Origin of the sequence: Aeromonas sp. FDAARGOS 1407, assembly GCF_019048725.1 — a bacterium.
Lineage (GTDB): Bacteria > Pseudomonadota > Gammaproteobacteria > Enterobacterales > Aeromonadaceae > Aeromonas > Aeromonas enteropelogenes.
In genome coordinates this window covers 2,342,110-2,359,679 of the sequence record NZ_CP077399.1, presented here as the reverse complement: position 1 = coordinate 2,359,679, position 17,570 = coordinate 2,342,110, and the positions used below count along the sequence as shown (strand labels likewise).

Here is a 17,570-nt window from a genome sequence, read left to right as displayed (position 1 = left end):
CAGAGCCACCCGACGGGTGGCTCTGTTCTTTTCAGCGCGGCTTATTTTTTCTTATGTCTCTGCACCTTAAGTCCCTGTCCCTTCAGCCTCTCTTCCTCCAGCCTCTTCTCAAGGCGCTTTGACGAGGATCCGGGAGAGCGTGCCAATGCCGCACGACCAAGGGATCATTGCAGTATCTGTGAGAAGGCCCTGTTTCTGTCCTTGCAAGTCGCCCCGGTGCAATCCCAGGAACGGAAGGGCGACAAGGTGACCTGGCGATCCTGAGCCTGACTCGCATCCAGATTGAGCGTCAGACCACTGAAGCGATTGACCAGGCGATAGCTGCCATCGCGGCGCTCACTGCCATCGTCACGGCTAATCACAGTCGGCACCTTGATCCACTGCGCGCTCAAACACTCATCGGCGGTGGCATCCTGACATGGATTATCAAGCAACCCGACCTCGGCCCCCCACTTTCTCAAATCGTTGACCGTTCCGCTGCCGATCACCCCCAAATATCGTTTTTGCGCCGTATTCCCGGTTGGATAGGCCACCACAGAATAATAACCATCCTGCCTATCCTGTAATCCCCAGGACATATCACCCTCGCCCGGTTCTTTTTTCACCGCCAGGTTGAACTTGTCATCTGCGGTCAATACCTCGCCGTCACGGTTTTTAAGCAGGGTATTTTCCAGTGTGGGCGAGATCTCTTCTTGTGAGCGCTGGAGGGTCACATCGATATATTCACCACCATATTTCTGGCACTCAACATAGCAATAGGTCCGGAAGGTTTTTCCCACGATAAAATTGGACCTTGTCTGAACCTGCGGATCCATCATGAAGCGATACCAGGAGCGGGTGACATAGTTGTCCAATGTCAGCAACTTCTCCCACTTCTGGCTCGACAGACTATCGGTCACGTAAAGCGCCAACGGCGCCTTGCCCTCATTTTTCGGCCCTGACGATGGCTCGGGGGTTGCCACATATTTTTTCAGATAACTATTCCACGCCACATTGATCACTCTTAATGGCGAATTGACCAGTTTGCCCTGCCCGGCCAGCTCGGATGCGGTGCCGCTCATGGTGACAGGGTCATATTCGGGAGTGAAATACCCCTTGGGGGACAACTCTACCGACACTATATTGCTGGCGGCACCGGCATTACCCAGGGAATAGTCATCCGCAGAGAATGCTTCCCACTTTCCATCGTGATATTTTCGCCACGTCTCTGGCGACATTTTCCCCGAGATCGGGGCCCTCATGACATGCTCCTGCATGAAGGAGCTGAACCCGGACCAGCCGGACAGATTCATGACCCGACTGGTGTAGAAGAGATAAAAATAACCGGAGGCATAATCCACGAAGAGACGAGGGTCGCCACCACCGTAATTGTAAGTTTGCCCCAGCGCTTCGTCTCGCGAATCCGCCATGCCATATTGGGAGGTCTGGATGACATCGGTGACGGCCCAATTCAATCCTTTATCCGTGGATTTGACCAACTCGATGGCATCATACCTGGGAGTCAGACCAAAAATTTCGTCATGCAGCAAGCCATACCAGTCCCCGCTATCCGGATCGACCCAGACATCCATCAAACCGCAGTAATTGATATAGTCATAGCCACTGCCACGAGGTTTTATACGCTTCATCAAGGGAGTATTGGTACATAACGGAACCGTGTTCTGTACCGTTGCCTGGTCGTAGATCTGTTTTATCTTTTCATAATCCCCCAGCTTGTCTTTTATATTGTCGCTTGCCCCCTGGTAGTTTTTGGCGCTGAAAAATCGCCAGGCATGATCGGCATTATTGGGATTGTATTTGTTATATTGCGAGAGGGTATCGTGATACAGGTATTTCCCGGCTTCATCAATAAATGAGAAACCCGGTGAATCATTGACCAGAAACACCTGCTCGGGAGACGTATGTTCAGCTGTCACCGCAGCCCAGACATATTGAACGGAGAAACAACCGAGACCTATTATTCCACTTATCATAAATCGCGTGTGTTTTTTCATGGTAAACCTCATGTGACAATATAAAGCGATGCTGCCGTAAAAATACCGGCAACATCGTCAATGAATTACATGCAGGTCACTCTGTTTTTATATTTATCCAGATTGACGCGGTTCGCCTCGGCAGCCTCTACGGCATTGACCGAGCGCCATAGCTGTGGTTTTTGATCCAGCCTGAGTATCTGTTTGACACATTCACAAACCAGGCTGTTCAGGATCGTAAAACCGATAATGGAAGAGATTGAACCGGTGGCAAAATCATGATGGGGAACAGGCACGATGGCATCTCCCGGCACACCGCCCATATCCAGCAGGTAATCGCACATGTCCGCCAGTTTTTTACCACTCTGATGCCGGGAGCTGACCGAACGGGTAAAGGCAAGAGACGTCAACCCAATCACGGTCAAGCCTCGCTTCTTCCCTTCCATGGCAAACTCGACGGGCACCGGGTTGCGGCCCGATGTCGATACCACGATCAGAATATCCCCCGCCCGCAACTCTTTTTCGGCATCCAGCACGATGGCGGCCAAGCCATGCTGCCGTTCGGCAAAGGTGCTCATGGGGGCATAAGGGGCTAATGCCAATACCGGTGGCAGAATCGCATTCACCTGCACAAGACCACCCGCACGGTAATACATCTCATGGGCAAACATCTGTGAATGGCCACAGCCGGTGACATGGATCATGCCATCCTGGATGATGGTCTGCGCCATCGCCTTGGCACACGCCTCTATTGTTGCCTGCTGCTCCTTCACGACATCCATATGCTGCAGCAATCCGGCCACATATTTTTTGTACATAGTATTCCCTCCCTCACAGGCAGCTGACCCGTCCTTTCATGGACAAAATATGTTCTTTGTTTATCTCATCGCCCCTGTCGAGATTGGAACTCACCCACACGAGAGGGGTCAGGCCGGATTCGGCCAGATTGCATACTGTCTGCGTCACCAGCGCCTGGATGACGGTGAAACCGATCACGGACGAGACAGGGCAACATTTTTCAGACAAGCCCTCCAGCTCGATAACGGCATCCCCGTAAGGAATATGCAGATCGATCGTCACATCGGCGATATCGCTCAGGAAGAGACCGGAAGAGTGTTTCGGTGTTGTCTGCCTGCTAAATGCCAGTGACTGCAATGCAATCACCGGCAAGCCCCGTTTTTTGGCGGCCAATGCTATATCCACCACGGGGATGGTGCGGCCCGCTATCGACGCCAATATGATGCAGTCATTCGTCGAGACGCATTGATCCGCAAAAATAGTGGAACCGATCCCCTCCACCTCATATATGTGATCGGAATAAGCCTGGGTACGCGGCGCCGTCGCAAAAATATGGGGTAATAGCGGGTTGATGGGCACCAGACCGCCGGCCCGATAAAAAGTTTCCATGGCATAGATATGGCAATGACCGCCAGATACATGGATCACACCATCCTGTGCAACGGTGCGGGTCATCAGGTTTGCTCCATGCAAAATATTATTTTCTTCACTCTTCATCACCTGCTCGATGATGATTTTGCATTCCTCTAGATAGCTAATCATTATTCGCTTTCCCTCACTGGCTCAAAGTATTCCGGCGTAATGAAAAATGATCGAACCGGCGATCATGCCAAGCATGATTTTCACAGGCGACAAGCCACGCATAATCAGCTGGTAACAGCAGGCGACGACGATAAGCGGCAAGATATTGGGCATAATCTTGTCTAACAGTCCTTCCTGAAGACTCAACGCCGTCTCGCCCAGCGGGATCTTGACGTCCAGTTGAACCCGGACAAAGGAGGCCGTCAGCGCCCCCACCACCATCAGGCCAAGAATGGTGGCACCGCGACTAAAGGCTTCACTCTGTTGTTTCAAGGTGCTCAATGCATTGAGCCCCAATTTATAGCCATAATTGAAAAGAGGCACCCATATCGAGAATCTCACCATATTGAACAGCACCAGAAAAATAAGCGGTGCTATAAAGACTTTATCCAGGGCCAATGATGCTGCGATGGAGGCTGTAATAGGCAGCATGGTCAACTGGCACATGGCATCACCAATACCGCCCAATGGCCCCATGGCGGCCACTTTGAAGGTTCGAATGGTTTCGATGGGTTGCTTGCCTTTTTCCATGGCCAAAATAACCCCTTGCATAAAACTAACCAGCCAGGGAGAAGTATTGAAAAATTCATTGTGCAACCGGAGTGACAATGACAGATCATGTTTGTTTTTATGGATCCGCTGCAATGCCGGCAACATGGCGTAGAGAAATCCGGATGATTGCATGCGTTGATAATTGAACGAAGCCTGCACCCACAGCATCCGCAGCCAGGATTGCCGCATCAACTTTTTATCCAGCACGATTTCATTGCCCTGATCGAGATATTCATCATCGTTTTTGATTTCATTGGCTTGCTGTGACATGTCAAATTCCCTCATCCATCTGTTTATCCTCAACTCGGGTCATGCTTTGTTTGCGTTCGGCCTGGTTGAAATAATCTATAATGGCAACCGACAAACCGAGCAGCGCAATGGCAATCACCGGCAGTTCCAGGAAGGTGACGCAAATAAAACCGATGATGAAAAATGGAATATATCTCTTTTCTTTCAACATCATTTTCAACAGCATGGCAAAACCGAGCGCAGGCATCATGGCACCGGCAATGCTTAATCCTTCGATAATACCCTTGGGAACCTGCTCGACGATCGTTTTGGCAACAACGTCCCCATAATAGGTTGGAATGAATGCGCAGATGAAGAAGGTAAAAAAATAGGCCGCCATTCCCAGATAATTTATTCGCTCGATCCCTTTTATATCGCACTCTGCGGCCATTTTATCGACCCTGGCCATCAAGGTCGCAAAGGTTGTGAATTGAATGACGGTCAACTGCTGCATCAAGATGGCAAAGGGGATCACCACCCCGACGACCGCACTGGAAGACAATCCTGACTGGATACCAAACACGACCCCGACCGCCGAGCCGATGGTGACATTGGGCGGCTGGGCGCCGGCCAGCGGCACCAGCCCAAGCCAGGCCAATTCCAGCGTGGCGCCGATCTCGAGACCGGTTTTGAGATCGCCCATCAAGAGGCCAACCACGGACCCTGTGACAATAGGGCGCCCAATCATCAGTCCGGAACCATAGTAATCAAGGCCCGCCAAACCGCACCAGATGGCGATGGCCAATACAGTTATCATATCCATATCTACACCTTCACATATTGTTCAATATCGATTGGAGTGTCTGATGGATTACGCTGAATCGTGCAGGGGATCCCCAATTCAAGCAGTTCCCGAAATGCATTTTTGTCATCATCATCCAATGACACAGTGGCATGAACCTGCTCCTTTCCTTCCTTGTAGTGCATATTTCCTATATTGATTTTGGTAATGGGTACACCCCCCTTCACCAGCGTCAATGCATCCTGAGGGGTACGCACCAGAATAAATATCTTCTGGTGACCGGCGGCCTTATGAATAACATCAATGGTTTTTTGCAAAGTAAAAAAGCGGGTATCAAATTCACCTGCCGACATATTTGCCAGTGCTTGCTGTGCCGGATCATTGGCCACTGCATCATTGGCAAACAGAATTAAATTGCAGCCCGAGTGTGGCCCATGACCCACGGTCACCTGGCCGTGCAACCCTCGTTCATCAATTCGGGTGTAGACAATATTTGGCATAGTGGCATTTCCTCCCTTCACGTAATTGAGATGAGTTGTTTTTATAATTTGCCATCGCTCATACACATGCATATCTTCGCGGCGACGACCTCTTCCATGGCGGCCATCGCTGGCACCAGATACTGGCGTGGATCACTGGCATCGGGGTGACTGCCGAGAAAGGCCTTCATGGCATCGGCAAAGGCGATCTTGAGTTCGGTCGCGACATTGACTTTGCAGATCCCAAGTCCGATGCAGCGCCTCACATCGGCCTCCGGCACGCCGGAGGCGCCGTGCAGCACCAAAGGGATATCCACCTGCTGGCGAATGGCGGCGAGGCGGGCGAAGTCGAGACGGGGTTCCTCCTTGTAGAGACCATGGGCAGTACCGATGGCGACGGCCAGCGAGTCGATGCCGGTACGCAGGACAAATTCGGCCGCCTTCAGCGGATCGGTCAGGTGGGCGTGGCCGGCATCGACCACGAGGTCATCCTCCTGACCGCCAAGCTGGCCCAGTTCGGCCTCGACACTGGCCCCCATCCGGTGACAGAAGGTCACCACACTGCGCACTTTGGCGATGTTCTCCTCGAACGGGCAGTGAGAGGCATCGATCATCGCCGAGTGAATGCCCGCCTCGACCTTGCGGCGAATGTCCTGCTCGTCCTCATGGTGATCCAGGTGCAAGACCAGCGGGATGCGGTACTGCTGCGCCGCGGCCTGGCAGATGGAGACGAGGTACTCCACGCCGGCGTGACGATAGGTGCCCGGCGTACCCGCTAGGATGACGGGGGAGCCCATGCGCGCCGCCGTGCGGGCCACGACCTGCACGGTTTCCAGGTTATGGATATTGAAGGCGGGAACGGCATAACCCCGGCGCTGGGCATCCTTGAGCATTTCATGGGAAGAGATCAGATACATGGTGACTCCTGTGCGCCATGGCTGACGCGAGACTCAGAGAAGAGGGGGCTGAAACAGGCTGGATCTATCTCCCTGCCCGCCACCCAGATGTGTTGTTGAGCGAGCTCATTGCCAAGGGCGAGCAGGTTGGCCTGCTTGCCGACCGAGAGGGAACCGAGGCGATCCGCAATTCCCAGCATGCGGGCCGGCGCCAACGAGGCCATGTGGATGGCATCGGCAAGCGGTACGTCCGCAAGCTGTACCATGTTGCGTACCGCACCAAGCAGGGTCAGGGTGCTGCCGGCCAGGCCGCCGGCCTCAGTGCGTACCACTCCCGCTTTCATCTCCACCCTGTGGTTGCCCAGCAGGTAGTGACCGTCCGGCATGCCGGCGGCGCGCATGGCATCCGTGATGAGCAGCAGGCGCTCACCGGCGCAGCAGTGACAGAGCCTGAGCACGCCGGGATGCAGATGGTGACCGTCGGCGATGAGCTCCAGCCAGGCATGGGGATGGATCAGGGCCGCGCCGACCATGCCGGGTTCCCTGTGGTGCAGGCCGCGCATGCCGTTGAAGCAGTGCACCAGCCCGGTGGCCCCGGCCGAGAGCGCGGCCATGGTGGTGTCATGGTCGGCAGCCGAGTGACCCAGCATGACCCGCACATCGCTGGCAACAAGGTGACGGATGGCCTCCAGCGCCCGGGGTTTCTCCGGCGCCAGGGCGACCACCCGCAGGGTGCCGCGAGCAAGCTGTTGCAGTCTCTCCAGCTCCGGAATATCCAGCTCGCGGAACAGGGCCTGATCGTGGGCCCCCTTGTGCTCGGGGGTGAAGTAGGGTCCTTCCAGATAGCTGCCAAGCAGCTGTGCCCCCGGCATCCCGCTGGTCACCCTGTCGGCGATCCTGGTCAGGGTCTGCTCGATCTGCTGCAATGGCGCGGTCACAGTGGTGGCCAGAAAGGCGCCGACCCCTTCGGCCGCCTTGGCAAGGGAGAGATGGACCAGGGCGCCGCCCTCCTCATCCATCACGTCCACCCCGGCGCCGCCGTGAACATGACTATCGATAAGGGCGGGCACTAACAGCTCGACATCCCATTCCGGCTCGCCTCCCGTGAAGGGGTCGATGGCGGTGATACGCCCCGCCTCGAAGGTCAGTTGCTGATGTGCCAGCCACCCCTGCTCGGTCAGCAGGTAACGGGCACGGATCCGTGAAGCCATTTAAATCCCCCCCTCCACCAGACCAGCCTGTGTTTGCTGCTCCTTGTTCATCTCGTCGGCCAGGGAGGTGAGTCCCCGATGACCGCAGGCAAGGGCCTCGATGCGAAACTCGCTGGCACTCAGGTCATCGCGCTCCAGCAGCATCTCCAGCAGCAACTGCAGGTTGGTACCGGTGATCACCTCTCGCCCGGGCACCCTCATGGCCAGCAAGGAGGCTACCCGAAAGGGGGTTCCCCCCAGCAAGTCGGTGAGAAACACGACCCCGTCCCCCTGATCCACCGTCGGGATAGCCTGGGCAAATTGCCGCTCCAGCCGGGCGGTGGTGGAGGATTCGGGAAAATCGATGGCCACCACGCAGGGTTGTTCCCCCAGGATCTGCTCCATCGCCTCTGCCAAACCGCTGGCGAACCCGCCGTGACCGCTGATGATGATGCCCAGCATGGGACTCACTCCTGTTCTGGTGATGACGGACACAGGGCCCGAACCGGTTGCAAACGTTTGCAATTTCGAGTGCAAAACAGGCTCACAGGCATAACAGGCCCCCCTCCTCGCCTCTTGCGAACATCGCCCTCTCATCCAGGCGTTTGTACGGATAGATGTTGACCCCTTGCACCACCCGGTTGACCTGCCCCGTCGGGCAGGGATTGTCCGGGCTGATGCCCAGGCACAAGGCGGTATGAAAGGCATAGAACTGGGCATAGAGCAGGTAACAGAAGGCCAGCTGGGCATCGTCCTGCGCCAGGGTACGAGGCAGGTAGATGTGCTCCCCTTCCTCGATGCGGGAGTCGTGCCGATCGGCGATGGCGACGACCCGGGCCGCCTTGCCATCGGCGCGCAGCTCGCGCAGCAGATCGAGATCGTATTGACGGGTATAGGGGTCGTTGGAGACAAACAACACGACCAGGGTTTGCTCGTTGACCACGGACTTGGGACCGTGACGAAATCCGGTGGGCGAGTCATGCATGCCGATCAAGAGGCCGCCGGTCAGCTCCAGCAACTTCAGGGCAGCCTCCTGGGCGACCCCCTGCAGGCTGCCGCTGCCAAGATAGATGACTCGCTCGGCCATGGGGTCATTCCAGGCGGGGAGGTGCTGTGCCGCCTGGGCCAGGATAGCCTCGCTGGCGCACACCAGCTCGACACAGCCCCTCGGGTTGAATTGTGCCGGCAGGAAGACGGCCAGACAGCTCAACATCATGCAGGTCAAGCTGCTGGTCATGGCAAAACTGCGGTCATGGGTCTGGGGCGGCATCAACAGCGCCAGGGAGTTGGCCTCCTGCTGGCAGCGTCGATAGAGCTCCCCCTCGCTATTGCAGGTGAGCACCAGGTGATAGCAGTCACTGAGCAACTGGCTGGCCAGCTCGACTGCGGCCACGCTCTCCGGACTGTCCCCTGAGCGGGCGAAGGAGATGAGCAGGGTCGGACAATCCTGCGCCAGATATTCAGCCGGATCGGTGACTATGTCGGTGGTTGCTATCGCCTCGACCCGCTTATTCAGGCGAGCCGCGAGATAAGGGGCCAGGGCGCGCCCGGCAAAGGCGGAGGTACCGGCACCGGTCAGGATCACCCTCAGATGGTCATGGCAGAGCAAAGGAGCGAGAAAAGGATCCAGCAGATGGCGACACGCCTCGACCATGGTGAGGGTCTCCCGCCAGGTGGCGGGCTGCTGGTGGATCTCGCTGGCGGTAGCCAGGCCATTGGCGAGACGCAATGTCTCAACGGAATAACCAAGGATCATCTCTGCAACTCCTTATACAACTGGGTCTAATCGGGGATGACAGGCGAACTCGTAGTGCCGCAACACCTCTTGCACCTGATCGAGAATGAGGTCGTGGGGATTGGCCGACAGCGTGCCCTGGCGCACCTTGCGATACTGCAGGGGCATATGCTGGCTGAGCAGGGGCAAGGGGATGGGCTCGGCGGCCAGGTTGGCGAGCAGTCTGGCGTAGCTGGCGTCGACCCGGCTGTCCGGCCAGTAGTAGCGAATGCGATCCGAATAGCTGTAACCACGAGCCAGACGGCACTCCCTGGCACTGCCATGGTAGTGATGGCGCCAGTAATCGGGGTGATCCAGCATCGCCTCTTCCATCACCTGACGCAGGCCCGAGCAGGCATAGGTGGGGACCAGCTCCTCTTCAATGGCAACAAGGGCAAACAACGCCTCGCGCAGGGCAAAGGTCAGGGCCGGGCCGACCTTGAGAATGACAAAGTGGTCGCGCACCAGCTGGCGACAAGCCGTCGGGGTCTGGTAATCGGTGGAGTGGGCCTCGAACACCATGTCGGGATAGGTTTCGATCATCCGGCTGAGGGGCGCCGCCTGTTCGGGCCGATAATCGATGACACGGGTGTGATCGAACTCGACACCGGGCTGCACCACCAGGCCAATGACCCGTGGCCAGACCGTATTCAGCCCTGCGTGGGCAAACGCCTGCCGGTGCGCCTCCAGGGTGTGACGAGCCGCCTGTGGCGTGGTGACGGCCAGCTCAACCAGATCGTCATGGGCGCCCCCCGGCACCGGCACTTCGGTACCGATCACGTAGACCAGATCGCTGCGCCCGAACCAGGCCTGGCAGGTATCTTCGGCCACCCGTGCCAGACGAGCGGCCCGCTCGGCGACCAGCTCATCGCTCAGGGGCACGGCATCTCCCTGGCAGGGCATGCTGCAATCGAGATGGATTTTCTTGAAACCGGCGGCGACATAGCTGGCGATCAACTCATCGGCATGAGCCATGGCCTGGTCGGCCGGCTCCCCTTGCCAGCGATTGGGTCCCAGATGATCGCCCCCCAACATGAGGCGGTGCACCGGGAAGTCGCACACCTTGGCCAGCCGATACAGATGGTCACGAAAATCGGCGGGCGTCATGCCGGTGTAACCGCCGTATTGGTCGACCTGGTTGGAGGTCGCCTCTATCAGCAACAACTCATCCCCTGTGGCGGCCAGGCGCATGGCCGCCTCCAGCACCAGCGGGTGGGCGGAGCAGACGGCATAGATGCCGACCGGCTCCCCCTGCTTGTGTCTTTCGATCAACCCCTGCACCGATTTCATTGCACCACCATTGACTATTTAATCACCAAGATGCCTTTCGATTCCTTTTCAAACCATAGACTTCAGACGCATTTAACGAAATGAAAGCTTGTTCAAATCATGAGCAGGATCACAAATGGAAAGGTATTGAAAGACTAAAAGAGGGGAAAGGAGCGCGACCAGGCGCGGTGCGATGAGTGAGAGCTTGCTTTGCAATGGCCGCTGAGCATTAATATGAAAAACGAAAAATAACGAAAGTGGTGGGCTCACCACGACACTCCGGCAGAAGAGCTTATGCAGACAACCGAAAAGAGCGTGCTCGGTACCAGCGAGCGGCGGGAAAAAATCATTCAGCAACTGCGCGCCAATGGCAGCGTACAGGTCAACGATCTGGCCAATCACTATCAGGTGTCTACCGTCACCATTCGCAACGATCTGGCCTTTCTGGAACGCCAGGGAGTGGCGGTGCGCGCCTATGGCGGCGCCCTGCTCTGCGAGCCCAATCAGGCGCAGGCGGTGCCCGAGCGCACCATCGCCGACAAGAGCGTACTCAACACACCGGTCAAGCAGCGCATTGGGGCGCTGGCCGCGACGCTCGTCCACCCCGGCTGTCGCCTCGTGCTCGATTCGGGTACCACTACCCTCGAGGTGGCACGCCATCTGCGCGCCCATCACGACATTCTGGTGATGACCAACGGCATGAACGTGGCCAATGCCCTGCTGGAGGCCGAAGGGGTCGAATTACTGATGACGGGGGGGCATCTGCGCCGCAAATCGCTCTCGTTTTATGGCGCCCAGGCCGAGCAGTCCCTGCAGAACTATCACTTCGACCTGCTGTTTCTCGGGGTGGATGGTATCGATCTGGAACGGGGCATCAGCACCCACCACGAGGATGAGGCCCGCCTCAACCGCTGTATGTGCCAGGTGGCCGAACGGATCATAGTGGTCACCGACTCCAGCAAGTTCCGGCGCCTGAGCCTGCACAGGATCATCGACACTCATCGCATCCACACCCTGATCACCGATGACGCCCTGCCCGCCGAACTGCTCAACGGCTTGCGCCATGCCGGGATCGACGTGCTGCTGGTACCGGCTGATGCCCCCTAGAGGTCACAGGAGCATCAAGCCCCGTCGGTCACCGTCAACGTCATGACGAGCGCCAGCCGATCACCTGGTGCCAGCAACCGCAAACCGGGATGGCCCGCCATGTGGTGGGCATTGGCGGCATGGCTCTGGGGCTCCAGACAGACGAATTCGCTCGCCTCGTCGGGCTGATAGAGCATCAGGAAGGCACTGTCGCTGGTCAATGTCAGCCGCTGCCTGCGAGCGGGATGTGCCAGCTCGGCCCGGCCACACCAGCCGCCATAACAGTGGTTTAGCCACCCCTGCGGGCGTCGCCAACGGCGAAAATCGAGGTGGGGAGCCAGCGTGCCGCTCCAGCTTGTCGGCAGATGATCCGCCCCCTCCAGCCAGACACCGCTCGCCAGAAAACGTACCCGGGTCAGGACATCTCGCCAGAAGAAGGGGTGGAAACCGGCGCCATAGAGGCAGGGGCTCTCCCCCAGATGAGTCAACGTGATGCGCGCTACCAGGCTGGCCCCTTCCAGCCGATAGTCGAGCTCTGCCTGGTAGTGAAAAGGGCCGTTGTCGCTGATGAGCTGCAGCGTCACGGCGCTGCCACTCAATGCCACCGGTTGCCACTGTCGCAACCAGCCATCGCCGTGCAGGAAGAAGTCGGGATCGACGGGGCTTTCTGGCAAGCCATGCTCCTCCCCCCATAGCTCAAAACGGTTGCCAGCCACCCGGTTGGCCAGCGGCATCATGGGAAACAGGGCGCTTTGCCCGGGATGCCATTGCCCGGGATCACAAGGAGCATCGGGGTCACTCTCGCGCAGCAGTGGGAGCCCTTGCTCATCCTCCAGCCCCAGCAAACAGGCCCCTTGTGTTGAAACCCGCATCCGAAGGTGCGGGTTGCTCAATGTGTAAACCGTCATGCCGAGGCGCTCGCCTTGCCAGAGGTCAGCTCAACCTTGCCCCGGGCCAGCTGGGCTTCCAGTGCCTCCAGGGTCACCCCCTTGGTCTCGGGCACCTTGCGGAAGATGAAGATGAGCCCGGCGAAACAGATGAGGCCATAGAGCAGGAAGCTGCCCGAGGCTCCCAGCCCGGCATTGAGCAGCGGGAAGGTATAGGTCAGCACGAAGCAGGCAATCCAGAGCGCCAGGGTGCCAGCCGACATCGCCAGACCACGCACCCGGTTCGGGAAGATCTCCGAGAGCAGCACCCAGGTGACAGGCGCCAGGGTCAGGGCATAGATGGCGATGGCTGCCAGCACCAGCAGCAACACCGGCAAGCCCAACACGCCGCTGGCATAGGCTGCCGCCATCATGCCGTAGATAATGGTCAGCCCGGCCGAGCCAATCAGCATCAGCTTGCGGCGCCCTATCTTGTCCACCATGGGCAGCGCAATCAGGGTAAACAGCAGGTTGATAAGGCCGGTGGCGACGATGGATTTGAGGGTGCTGTTGATGTCAAACCCGGCGGAGGCAAAGATCTCCTGCGCGTAGTTGAAGATGACGTTGATGCCGCACCACTGCTGGAACACCGCCAGTACCATGCCGATGATGAGGATGGGGCGCACCGAGGGCTTGCCCAGCTCCGCCAGCGACACCCGATGCGCCTCTTCTCCCACCAGGGTCTGGCGGATCTCGGCCAGGGTCTGTTTGGCATAGGCATCGCCGCCAATCTTGCCAAGCATACGGGACGCCTGCTCATACTGGCCATCTTTGGCCAACCAGCGGGGTGACTCGGGCACGAAGAACATCAGCACCAGAAAGGCCAGGGCCGGCACCAGCTCTGCGCCAAACATCCAGCGCCAGCCGGACTGGCCATTCCAGGTGGCGAGGATATCGGCCTGGGTTGCGTTGCTCGCCACCGGATCGGCGATCATCAGATTGACCAGCTGGGCCGCTAGCACGCCGATGACGATGGTGAGCTGGTTGATGGCCACGAACTTGCCGCGCCTGTCGGCCGGGCTTATCTCGGCGATGTACATGGGCGAGAGCGCCGAGGCCAAACCAATTCCGATACCGCCCACGATGCGATAGACCACGAACAGATCGAAGCTGCCGGCGGCGGCGGTGCCCCAGGCCGAGATGGTAAACAGGATGGCCGCCAGGATCAGCGGCTTCTTGCGACCGAAGCGATCGGCCGTCCAACCCGAGATGGCCGCTCCCAGCACGCAGCCCACCAGGGCCGAACTCATGGCCCAGCCGGACTGGGCCGGATCCGTGATGGCAAAATAGGCTTCATAGAAGGGCTTGGCCCCGCCAATCACCACCCAGTCATAACCAAACAGCAGGCCACCACAGGCAGCCACCAGGCAGATCATCCAGACGTAGCTCATATTGAGCCCATTCGTATCTGATTGATTTTTCGTGCGTTCCATGACTCATCCTTATCATCTTTGTCGATTGTAGGGTGCAGGGGCGCCCCTCACAGTGGCGGGGCGCCGGTTTTTGTTATGGGGTGAGCACAAGCTCACGGCAGATCAGGGTAAACAGATGCCCCTTGTCATGGGCCGGGTTGAGGGTAAGCAGCTCGCCAAGCGTCTGCTCGCAGGCCTCCCGCCGTCCCAGCCCCAGCTGGCCGAGCGCCCGCACCAGCAGGCAGTGCTGGCGGTGTTGCTGCTGCGGATCGTCGTCGAGCACGATGAGGTCGGGTAGCGACACGGCAAAGAAATCCGCCTCCACGGGGGCCTTCATGGCCTCTTCAGCCCAGGTCACCATGCCCTCAAACAGGCGCTCTGCCTCCTGCCCCCGGCCCAGCTGCGCCAGCGCCATCCCCCGATAGAAGAGGTAATCCACCGGCTGATCGTTGTAGTAACGGCTCGCCCCCAACCCGGCCTGACCGAGGCAGGCCTGCTGCAGGCACTGGCTTGCCAGACTCTGGTCGTCACAGGCGAGGTGACAGAGCGCCAGCAGGTAGTGGATATCGTTGTCGGTTTGCCCCACCAGACGCCCCTCCCCCAGGTTGAGGGGATAGTGCAGCGCCTGTTGCAGCAGCGGGATGGCCTCCTGGTGACGCCCTGCTGCCATCAGGGCCAGGGCCCGGCGCTGCTGGTTGATGAGGTACTGGCCGGTCACCTTGCCCTCGCCCCCCTCCCAGGGGTGGAACTCGCGCAGCCGCAATATCTCGGCCGCGGCTTCCAGCCGATGAGTGATGTGGTAGAGGCTGAGCAGCTCGGCGGTCAGATCGTCGCGCTTGAGGGTGACCTCGCGATGGGCCTCCAGCAGATCCAGTCGTTCGGCGGGTGCCATGGCGCAGCGCTTGTGCAGCTGATCGAGCTCGAACAGCAGGCGGGCATCGTCCGGTTTGAGGGCAAAGGCACGGCTCAGGCACTGTTCTGCTGCCGCCAGATCGCCGCCCTTGTTGAAGTGATGGATGCCAAGGTTGCGCCAGGCTGCGGCAAACTCGGGCGCCTGCTCGCACACCGATTGCCACAGGGCGACTGCCTGCTGGTAGTTGCGCTTGCTGTAGTGAAAGCAGCCCAGCAGATAGCGGGCAAACCAGCTGTGTGGCAACCGCTCGAGCATGGCCACCTCGCCCAGGGTGTTGGGAAAGCGCACCCGGCGACCCAGGGCCTGCTCGGCCCGCCGCAACAGCGCCTCCTGCTGCGCCCCTTGTGGTTGCAGGCTGGCCTGAAACAAGAGCGGCAGGCTCTCTTCCACCGACAGGGTCTGCAGCAGTTGGCGAGCCAGTTCGGGGCGCCCCAGCTCGAGCAAGGCACTCGTGAGGAAGCAGAGATTGACCCCGCGCCCGTTGCAAAGACGTGCCAGCGCCTCGAGATCCGCCGCCTGCTCGCTCCCCAGCCAGCGCAGGAACGCCAGCTGGTAATGAAGAGGGTGGCGCGCCTGCTGCTCGTCGAGATAGGCAAGTGCCGCTTCCCGCTCGCCGCACTCCAGCAGCGCCAACCCCTTGAGGGCAATGGCGCCATAGTGGGTGCCGTTGACCGCGAGACTCCTCTCGACAAATTGCAGCGCCTGCGCGGGGTCACGGCGCACCATGGCGATGCGGGCCAGCCCGAAGAAGCCGCTGTCACGGCAGTTGCCGCTCCAGGTCGCCTTGTGGAAGTCATCGAAAGCGGCATCGAGCCGGCCGAGGCGCTCCTCGATATGGGCGCGCAGCAGGCTCCCCTTGCCGCACTGGGGGTTCTTGTTGAGGCGATGGGCCCGGGCCAGCGCCCGATTGGCATACTCCAGTGCCTGCTCATAATTGGCGCGATTGTATTCGAGGGTCGCCAGCGCCAGGTTGCAGCGATAGTCGCCGCTGTCGAGCTCCAGCGCCCGCAGGTAGTAATCAAAGGGGGAGCGGCTGGCGTGCAGGTACTGCTCCAGATGCTGACCGATGAAATAGAGCTCGTCGACCGAGTCGAGATTGGCGGCAGGTGCAGGGGCCGTTGCCGGATCCGGCAACGCCTCGCCTGCCGGCTGGTGTTCGAGGTAACTCAGGATCATCTGATCGTGCTCATCAAGCAGGCTCACTCGCAGGCGCCCTTCACTGCTCGCTGCGCTCTCTTCCAACCAGGCCTGGCCCGGCTGCAGTGCAAGGGCTTTCGTGAACAGTACGCCGTGCTCGTCGCTCACCTCAACACGGGCACTGGATAACGGCGCCACCGCATAGACGCCGCACAAGAACCCGCCATCGGTGCGTTCCAGCTTGAGGGCGGCGCGGGTGTTGGCGTTTTGCACAGTGCCCAGGGTGTTGTAGGGCAGAAAGTGCTGGACGAACACCTTCTCTTCGCCGGCATCCAGCCAGGTGAAGTCGGGCTGGTTGTCGGTATAGACCCCGGTCATCAGCTCGATATAGGGACCATTGTCATCGGTCAGGTTGCGATCCCAGGCAAGGCCGAAATCACAGTTGCCCCAGGTCCACTGCTTCTTGCCAGGGGAGACGTGGTGATCCGCCACATGCAAAAGCCCGCCCTGTTCGTCATGGCTGTAGGCGCCGACAAAGTCGTAGTCGGACTTGTCCGCCATGTAGGAGGTGGGCACCGGAATGTTGCGATAGCGGGAGATATCGACCCCGCTCGAGTAGTCCACCTTGTAGTAGGTGCCACGGGCGATGGGGAAAGCGCTGACATCGCGCTTGCCGTGGTCATAGACGGCGGTCACATCCGGCGGGAAGACGCTCTGGTGATCATCCCCCCCTTTGACTGCCGGGTTGGACCACCAGAGGAAGTGGCGCGGCGTGTCGTTGCCGTTGAACACCTTGCCGGTGATCTCGATAAGCGCCCTGTCCGGATAGAGGGTAAAACCGGCCATCACCTGCAAGCCACGCATCGCCTCCACCTCGCCGAGCCAGACGGTCCTGGCTCCGCCCTCGCGCTCCTGGATGGTGAAGTCCACCGGCATGAAGGTGGTGGGCCTGTGGTGCTGTGGCCAGTTGAACTCGATCCCGCCGGAGATCCAGGGACCCACCAGCCCCACCAGGGCGGGTTTGATCACCTCGTTGTAGTAGACAAAATCCCGCTGCATCACTTTGTCATAGGCGCGGTGAATGCGACCCCCCAGCTCGGGCAGCAGCATCACCTTGATGAAGTCGTTCTCCAGCCAGATCGCCTGATAGGGCTTCATCTGCTTCTGCCCGGTGAGGGTATCTATCACGCCATAGGGGTAGACGGCTCCCGAGGAGCCCTGATAGACCCGCTTATCGAGGAACATGGGGTTGGGATCTTCGGGGCCAACCTCGTAGGTCGGCAGGGTGACGGTTTCTTCCCAGACTCGTACATCCGCTCTCATCAATCTCGCCT

General features: G+C 59.0%; 15 protein-coding genes. 1 reads left to right on the top strand and 14 read right to left on the bottom strand.

Annotation, left to right across the window (positions count from 1 at the left end):
• Positions 1-164: 164 nt before the first annotated feature.
• The 11 genes from I6L37_RS11340 to kbaZ all read right to left on the bottom strand — a co-directional run bounded on the left by I6L37_RS11340 (position 165) and on the right by kbaZ (position 10,783).
• Entirely contained in the window at positions 165-1,994 is a 1,830-nt protein-coding gene (locus I6L37_RS11340) for an RICIN domain-containing protein (RefSeq protein WP_216991873.1), read from the bottom strand.
• Between the two features lie 65 nt (positions 1,995-2,059).
• The gene (locus I6L37_RS11335) at positions 2,060-2,791 is read right to left on the bottom strand and encodes a sugar isomerase domain-containing protein (protein ID WP_216991872.1); all 732 of its coding nucleotides are present in this window, start codon (positions 2,789-2,791) and stop codon (positions 2,060-2,062) included.
• A 13-nt stretch (positions 2,792-2,804) separates the two neighbouring features.
• Positions 2,805-3,533, bottom strand: a complete 729-nt coding sequence (locus I6L37_RS11330) for a sugar isomerase domain-containing protein (RefSeq protein WP_026456119.1) — start codon at positions 3,531-3,533, stop codon at positions 2,805-2,807.
• 21 nt (positions 3,534-3,554) lie between these two features.
• Complete coding sequence (locus I6L37_RS11325) at positions 3,555-4,394, bottom strand: PTS system mannose/fructose/sorbose family transporter subunit IID (protein ID WP_216991871.1); 840 nt, start codon at positions 4,392-4,394, stop codon at positions 3,555-3,557.
• A gap of 1 nt (position 4,395) precedes the next feature.
• Complete coding sequence (gene agaW / locus I6L37_RS11320; RefSeq protein WP_216991870.1) at positions 4,396-5,175, bottom strand: PTS N-acetylgalactosamine transporter subunit IIC; 780 nt, start codon at positions 5,173-5,175, stop codon at positions 4,396-4,398.
• Between the two features lie 2 nt (positions 5,176-5,177).
• On the bottom strand, positions 5,178-5,654 hold the full coding sequence (gene agaV, locus I6L37_RS11315) for a PTS N-acetylgalactosamine transporter subunit IIB (protein ID WP_216991869.1): 477 nt from the start codon (positions 5,652-5,654) through the stop codon (positions 5,178-5,180).
• Positions 5,655-5,695: 41 nt separating this feature from the next.
• Entirely contained in the window at positions 5,696-6,550 is an 855-nt protein-coding gene (locus tag I6L37_RS11310; RefSeq protein ID WP_042072864.1) for a tagatose bisphosphate family class II aldolase, read from the bottom strand.
• Positions 6,541-7,740, bottom strand: a complete 1,200-nt coding sequence (gene nagA, locus I6L37_RS11305; RefSeq protein WP_216991868.1) for an N-acetylglucosamine-6-phosphate deacetylase — start codon at positions 7,738-7,740, stop codon at positions 6,541-6,543. Before nagA ends, I6L37_RS11310 begins: the two co-directional genes overlap by 10 nt.
• A complete protein-coding gene (agaF, locus tag I6L37_RS11300; RefSeq protein ID WP_216991867.1) occupies positions 7,741-8,181 on the bottom strand; it encodes a PTS galactosamine/N-acetylgalactosamine transporter subunit IIA in 441 nt (146 codons plus the stop codon).
• 82 nt (positions 8,182-8,263) lie between these two features.
• Positions 8,264-9,475, bottom strand: coding sequence for an SIS domain-containing protein (locus I6L37_RS11295; protein WP_216991866.1), 1,212 nt, complete (start codon positions 9,473-9,475; stop codon positions 8,264-8,266).
• 12 nt (positions 9,476-9,487) lie between these two features.
• Positions 9,488-10,783 carry a tagatose-bisphosphate aldolase subunit KbaZ gene (gene kbaZ / locus I6L37_RS11290; protein ID WP_216991865.1) on the bottom strand — a complete coding sequence of 432 codons (1,296 nt, stop codon included), beginning with the start codon at positions 10,781-10,783 and terminating at the stop codon, positions 9,488-9,490.
• 273 nt (positions 10,784-11,056) lie between these two features.
• Between kbaZ and I6L37_RS11285 the strand changes: the two genes are divergently transcribed.
• On the top strand, positions 11,057-11,869 hold the full coding sequence (locus I6L37_RS11285; protein ID WP_042027597.1) for a DeoR family transcriptional regulator: 813 nt from the start codon (positions 11,057-11,059) through the stop codon (positions 11,867-11,869).
• 14 nt (positions 11,870-11,883) lie between these two features.
• Here the strand turns inward: I6L37_RS11285 and I6L37_RS11280 are convergent, their stop codons facing one another.
• From I6L37_RS11280 to I6L37_RS11270, 3 genes are all read right to left on the bottom strand, one after another.
• On the bottom strand, positions 11,884-12,756 hold the full coding sequence (locus tag I6L37_RS11280) for an aldose 1-epimerase (protein WP_216994099.1): 873 nt from the start codon (positions 12,754-12,756) through the stop codon (positions 11,884-11,886).
• Complete coding sequence (locus I6L37_RS11275) at positions 12,753-14,207, bottom strand: sugar porter family MFS transporter (protein WP_216994098.1); 1,455 nt, start codon at positions 14,205-14,207, stop codon at positions 12,753-12,755. The genes I6L37_RS11280 and I6L37_RS11275 overlap by 4 nt, the downstream gene beginning before the upstream one ends.
• 73 nt (positions 14,208-14,280) lie before the next feature.
• On the bottom strand, positions 14,281-17,559 hold the full coding sequence (locus tag I6L37_RS11270; RefSeq protein ID WP_216994097.1) for a DUF5107 domain-containing protein: 3,279 nt from the start codon (positions 17,557-17,559) through the stop codon (positions 14,281-14,283).
• Between the last annotated feature and the right edge of the window lie 11 nt (positions 17,560-17,570).

Excerpts from the sequence above, each read along its gene's own strand:
- I6L37_RS11340 (WP_216991873.1), bottom strand. The coding sequence starts at position 1,994 with ATGAAAAAACACACGCGATTTATGATAAGTGGAATAATAGGTCTCGGT.
- I6L37_RS11335 (WP_216991872.1), bottom strand. The coding sequence starts at position 2,791 with ATGTACAAAAAATATGTGGCCGGATTGCTGCAGCATATGGATGTCGTG.
- I6L37_RS11330 (WP_026456119.1), bottom strand. The coding sequence starts at position 3,533 with ATGATTAGCTATCTAGAGGAATGCAAAATCATCATCGAGCAGGTGATG.
- I6L37_RS11325 (WP_216991871.1), bottom strand. The coding sequence starts at position 4,394 with ATGTCACAGCAAGCCAATGAAATCAAAAACGATGATGAATATCTCGAT.
- agaW (WP_216991870.1), bottom strand. The coding sequence starts at position 5,175 with ATGGATATGATAACTGTATTGGCCATCGCCATCTGGTGCGGTTTGGCG.
- agaV (WP_216991869.1), bottom strand. The coding sequence starts at position 5,654 with ATGCCAAATATTGTCTACACCCGAATTGATGAACGAGGGTTGCACGGC.
- I6L37_RS11310 (WP_042072864.1), bottom strand. The coding sequence starts at position 6,550 with ATGTATCTGATCTCTTCCCATGAAATGCTCAAGGATGCCCAGCGCCGG.
- nagA (WP_216991868.1), bottom strand. The coding sequence starts at position 7,740 with ATGGCTTCACGGATCCGTGCCCGTTACCTGCTGACCGAGCAGGGGTGG.
- agaF (WP_216991867.1), bottom strand. The coding sequence starts at position 8,181 with ATGCTGGGCATCATCATCAGCGGTCACGGCGGGTTCGCCAGCGGTTTG.
- I6L37_RS11295 (WP_216991866.1), bottom strand. The coding sequence starts at position 9,475 with ATGATCCTTGGTTATTCCGTTGAGACATTGCGTCTCGCCAATGGCCTG.
- kbaZ (WP_216991865.1), bottom strand. The coding sequence starts at position 10,783 with ATGAAATCGGTGCAGGGGTTGATCGAAAGACACAAGCAGGGGGAGCCG.
- I6L37_RS11285 (WP_042027597.1), top strand. The coding sequence starts at position 11,057 with ATGCAGACAACCGAAAAGAGCGTGCTCGGTACCAGCGAGCGGCGGGAA.
- I6L37_RS11280 (WP_216994099.1), bottom strand. The coding sequence starts at position 12,756 with ATGACGGTTTACACATTGAGCAACCCGCACCTTCGGATGCGGGTTTCA.
- I6L37_RS11275 (WP_216994098.1), bottom strand. The coding sequence starts at position 14,207 with ATGGAACGCACGAAAAATCAATCAGATACGAATGGGCTCAATATGAGC.
- I6L37_RS11270 (WP_216994097.1), bottom strand. The coding sequence starts at position 17,559 with ATGAGAGCGGATGTACGAGTCTGGGAAGAAACCGTCACCCTGCCGACC.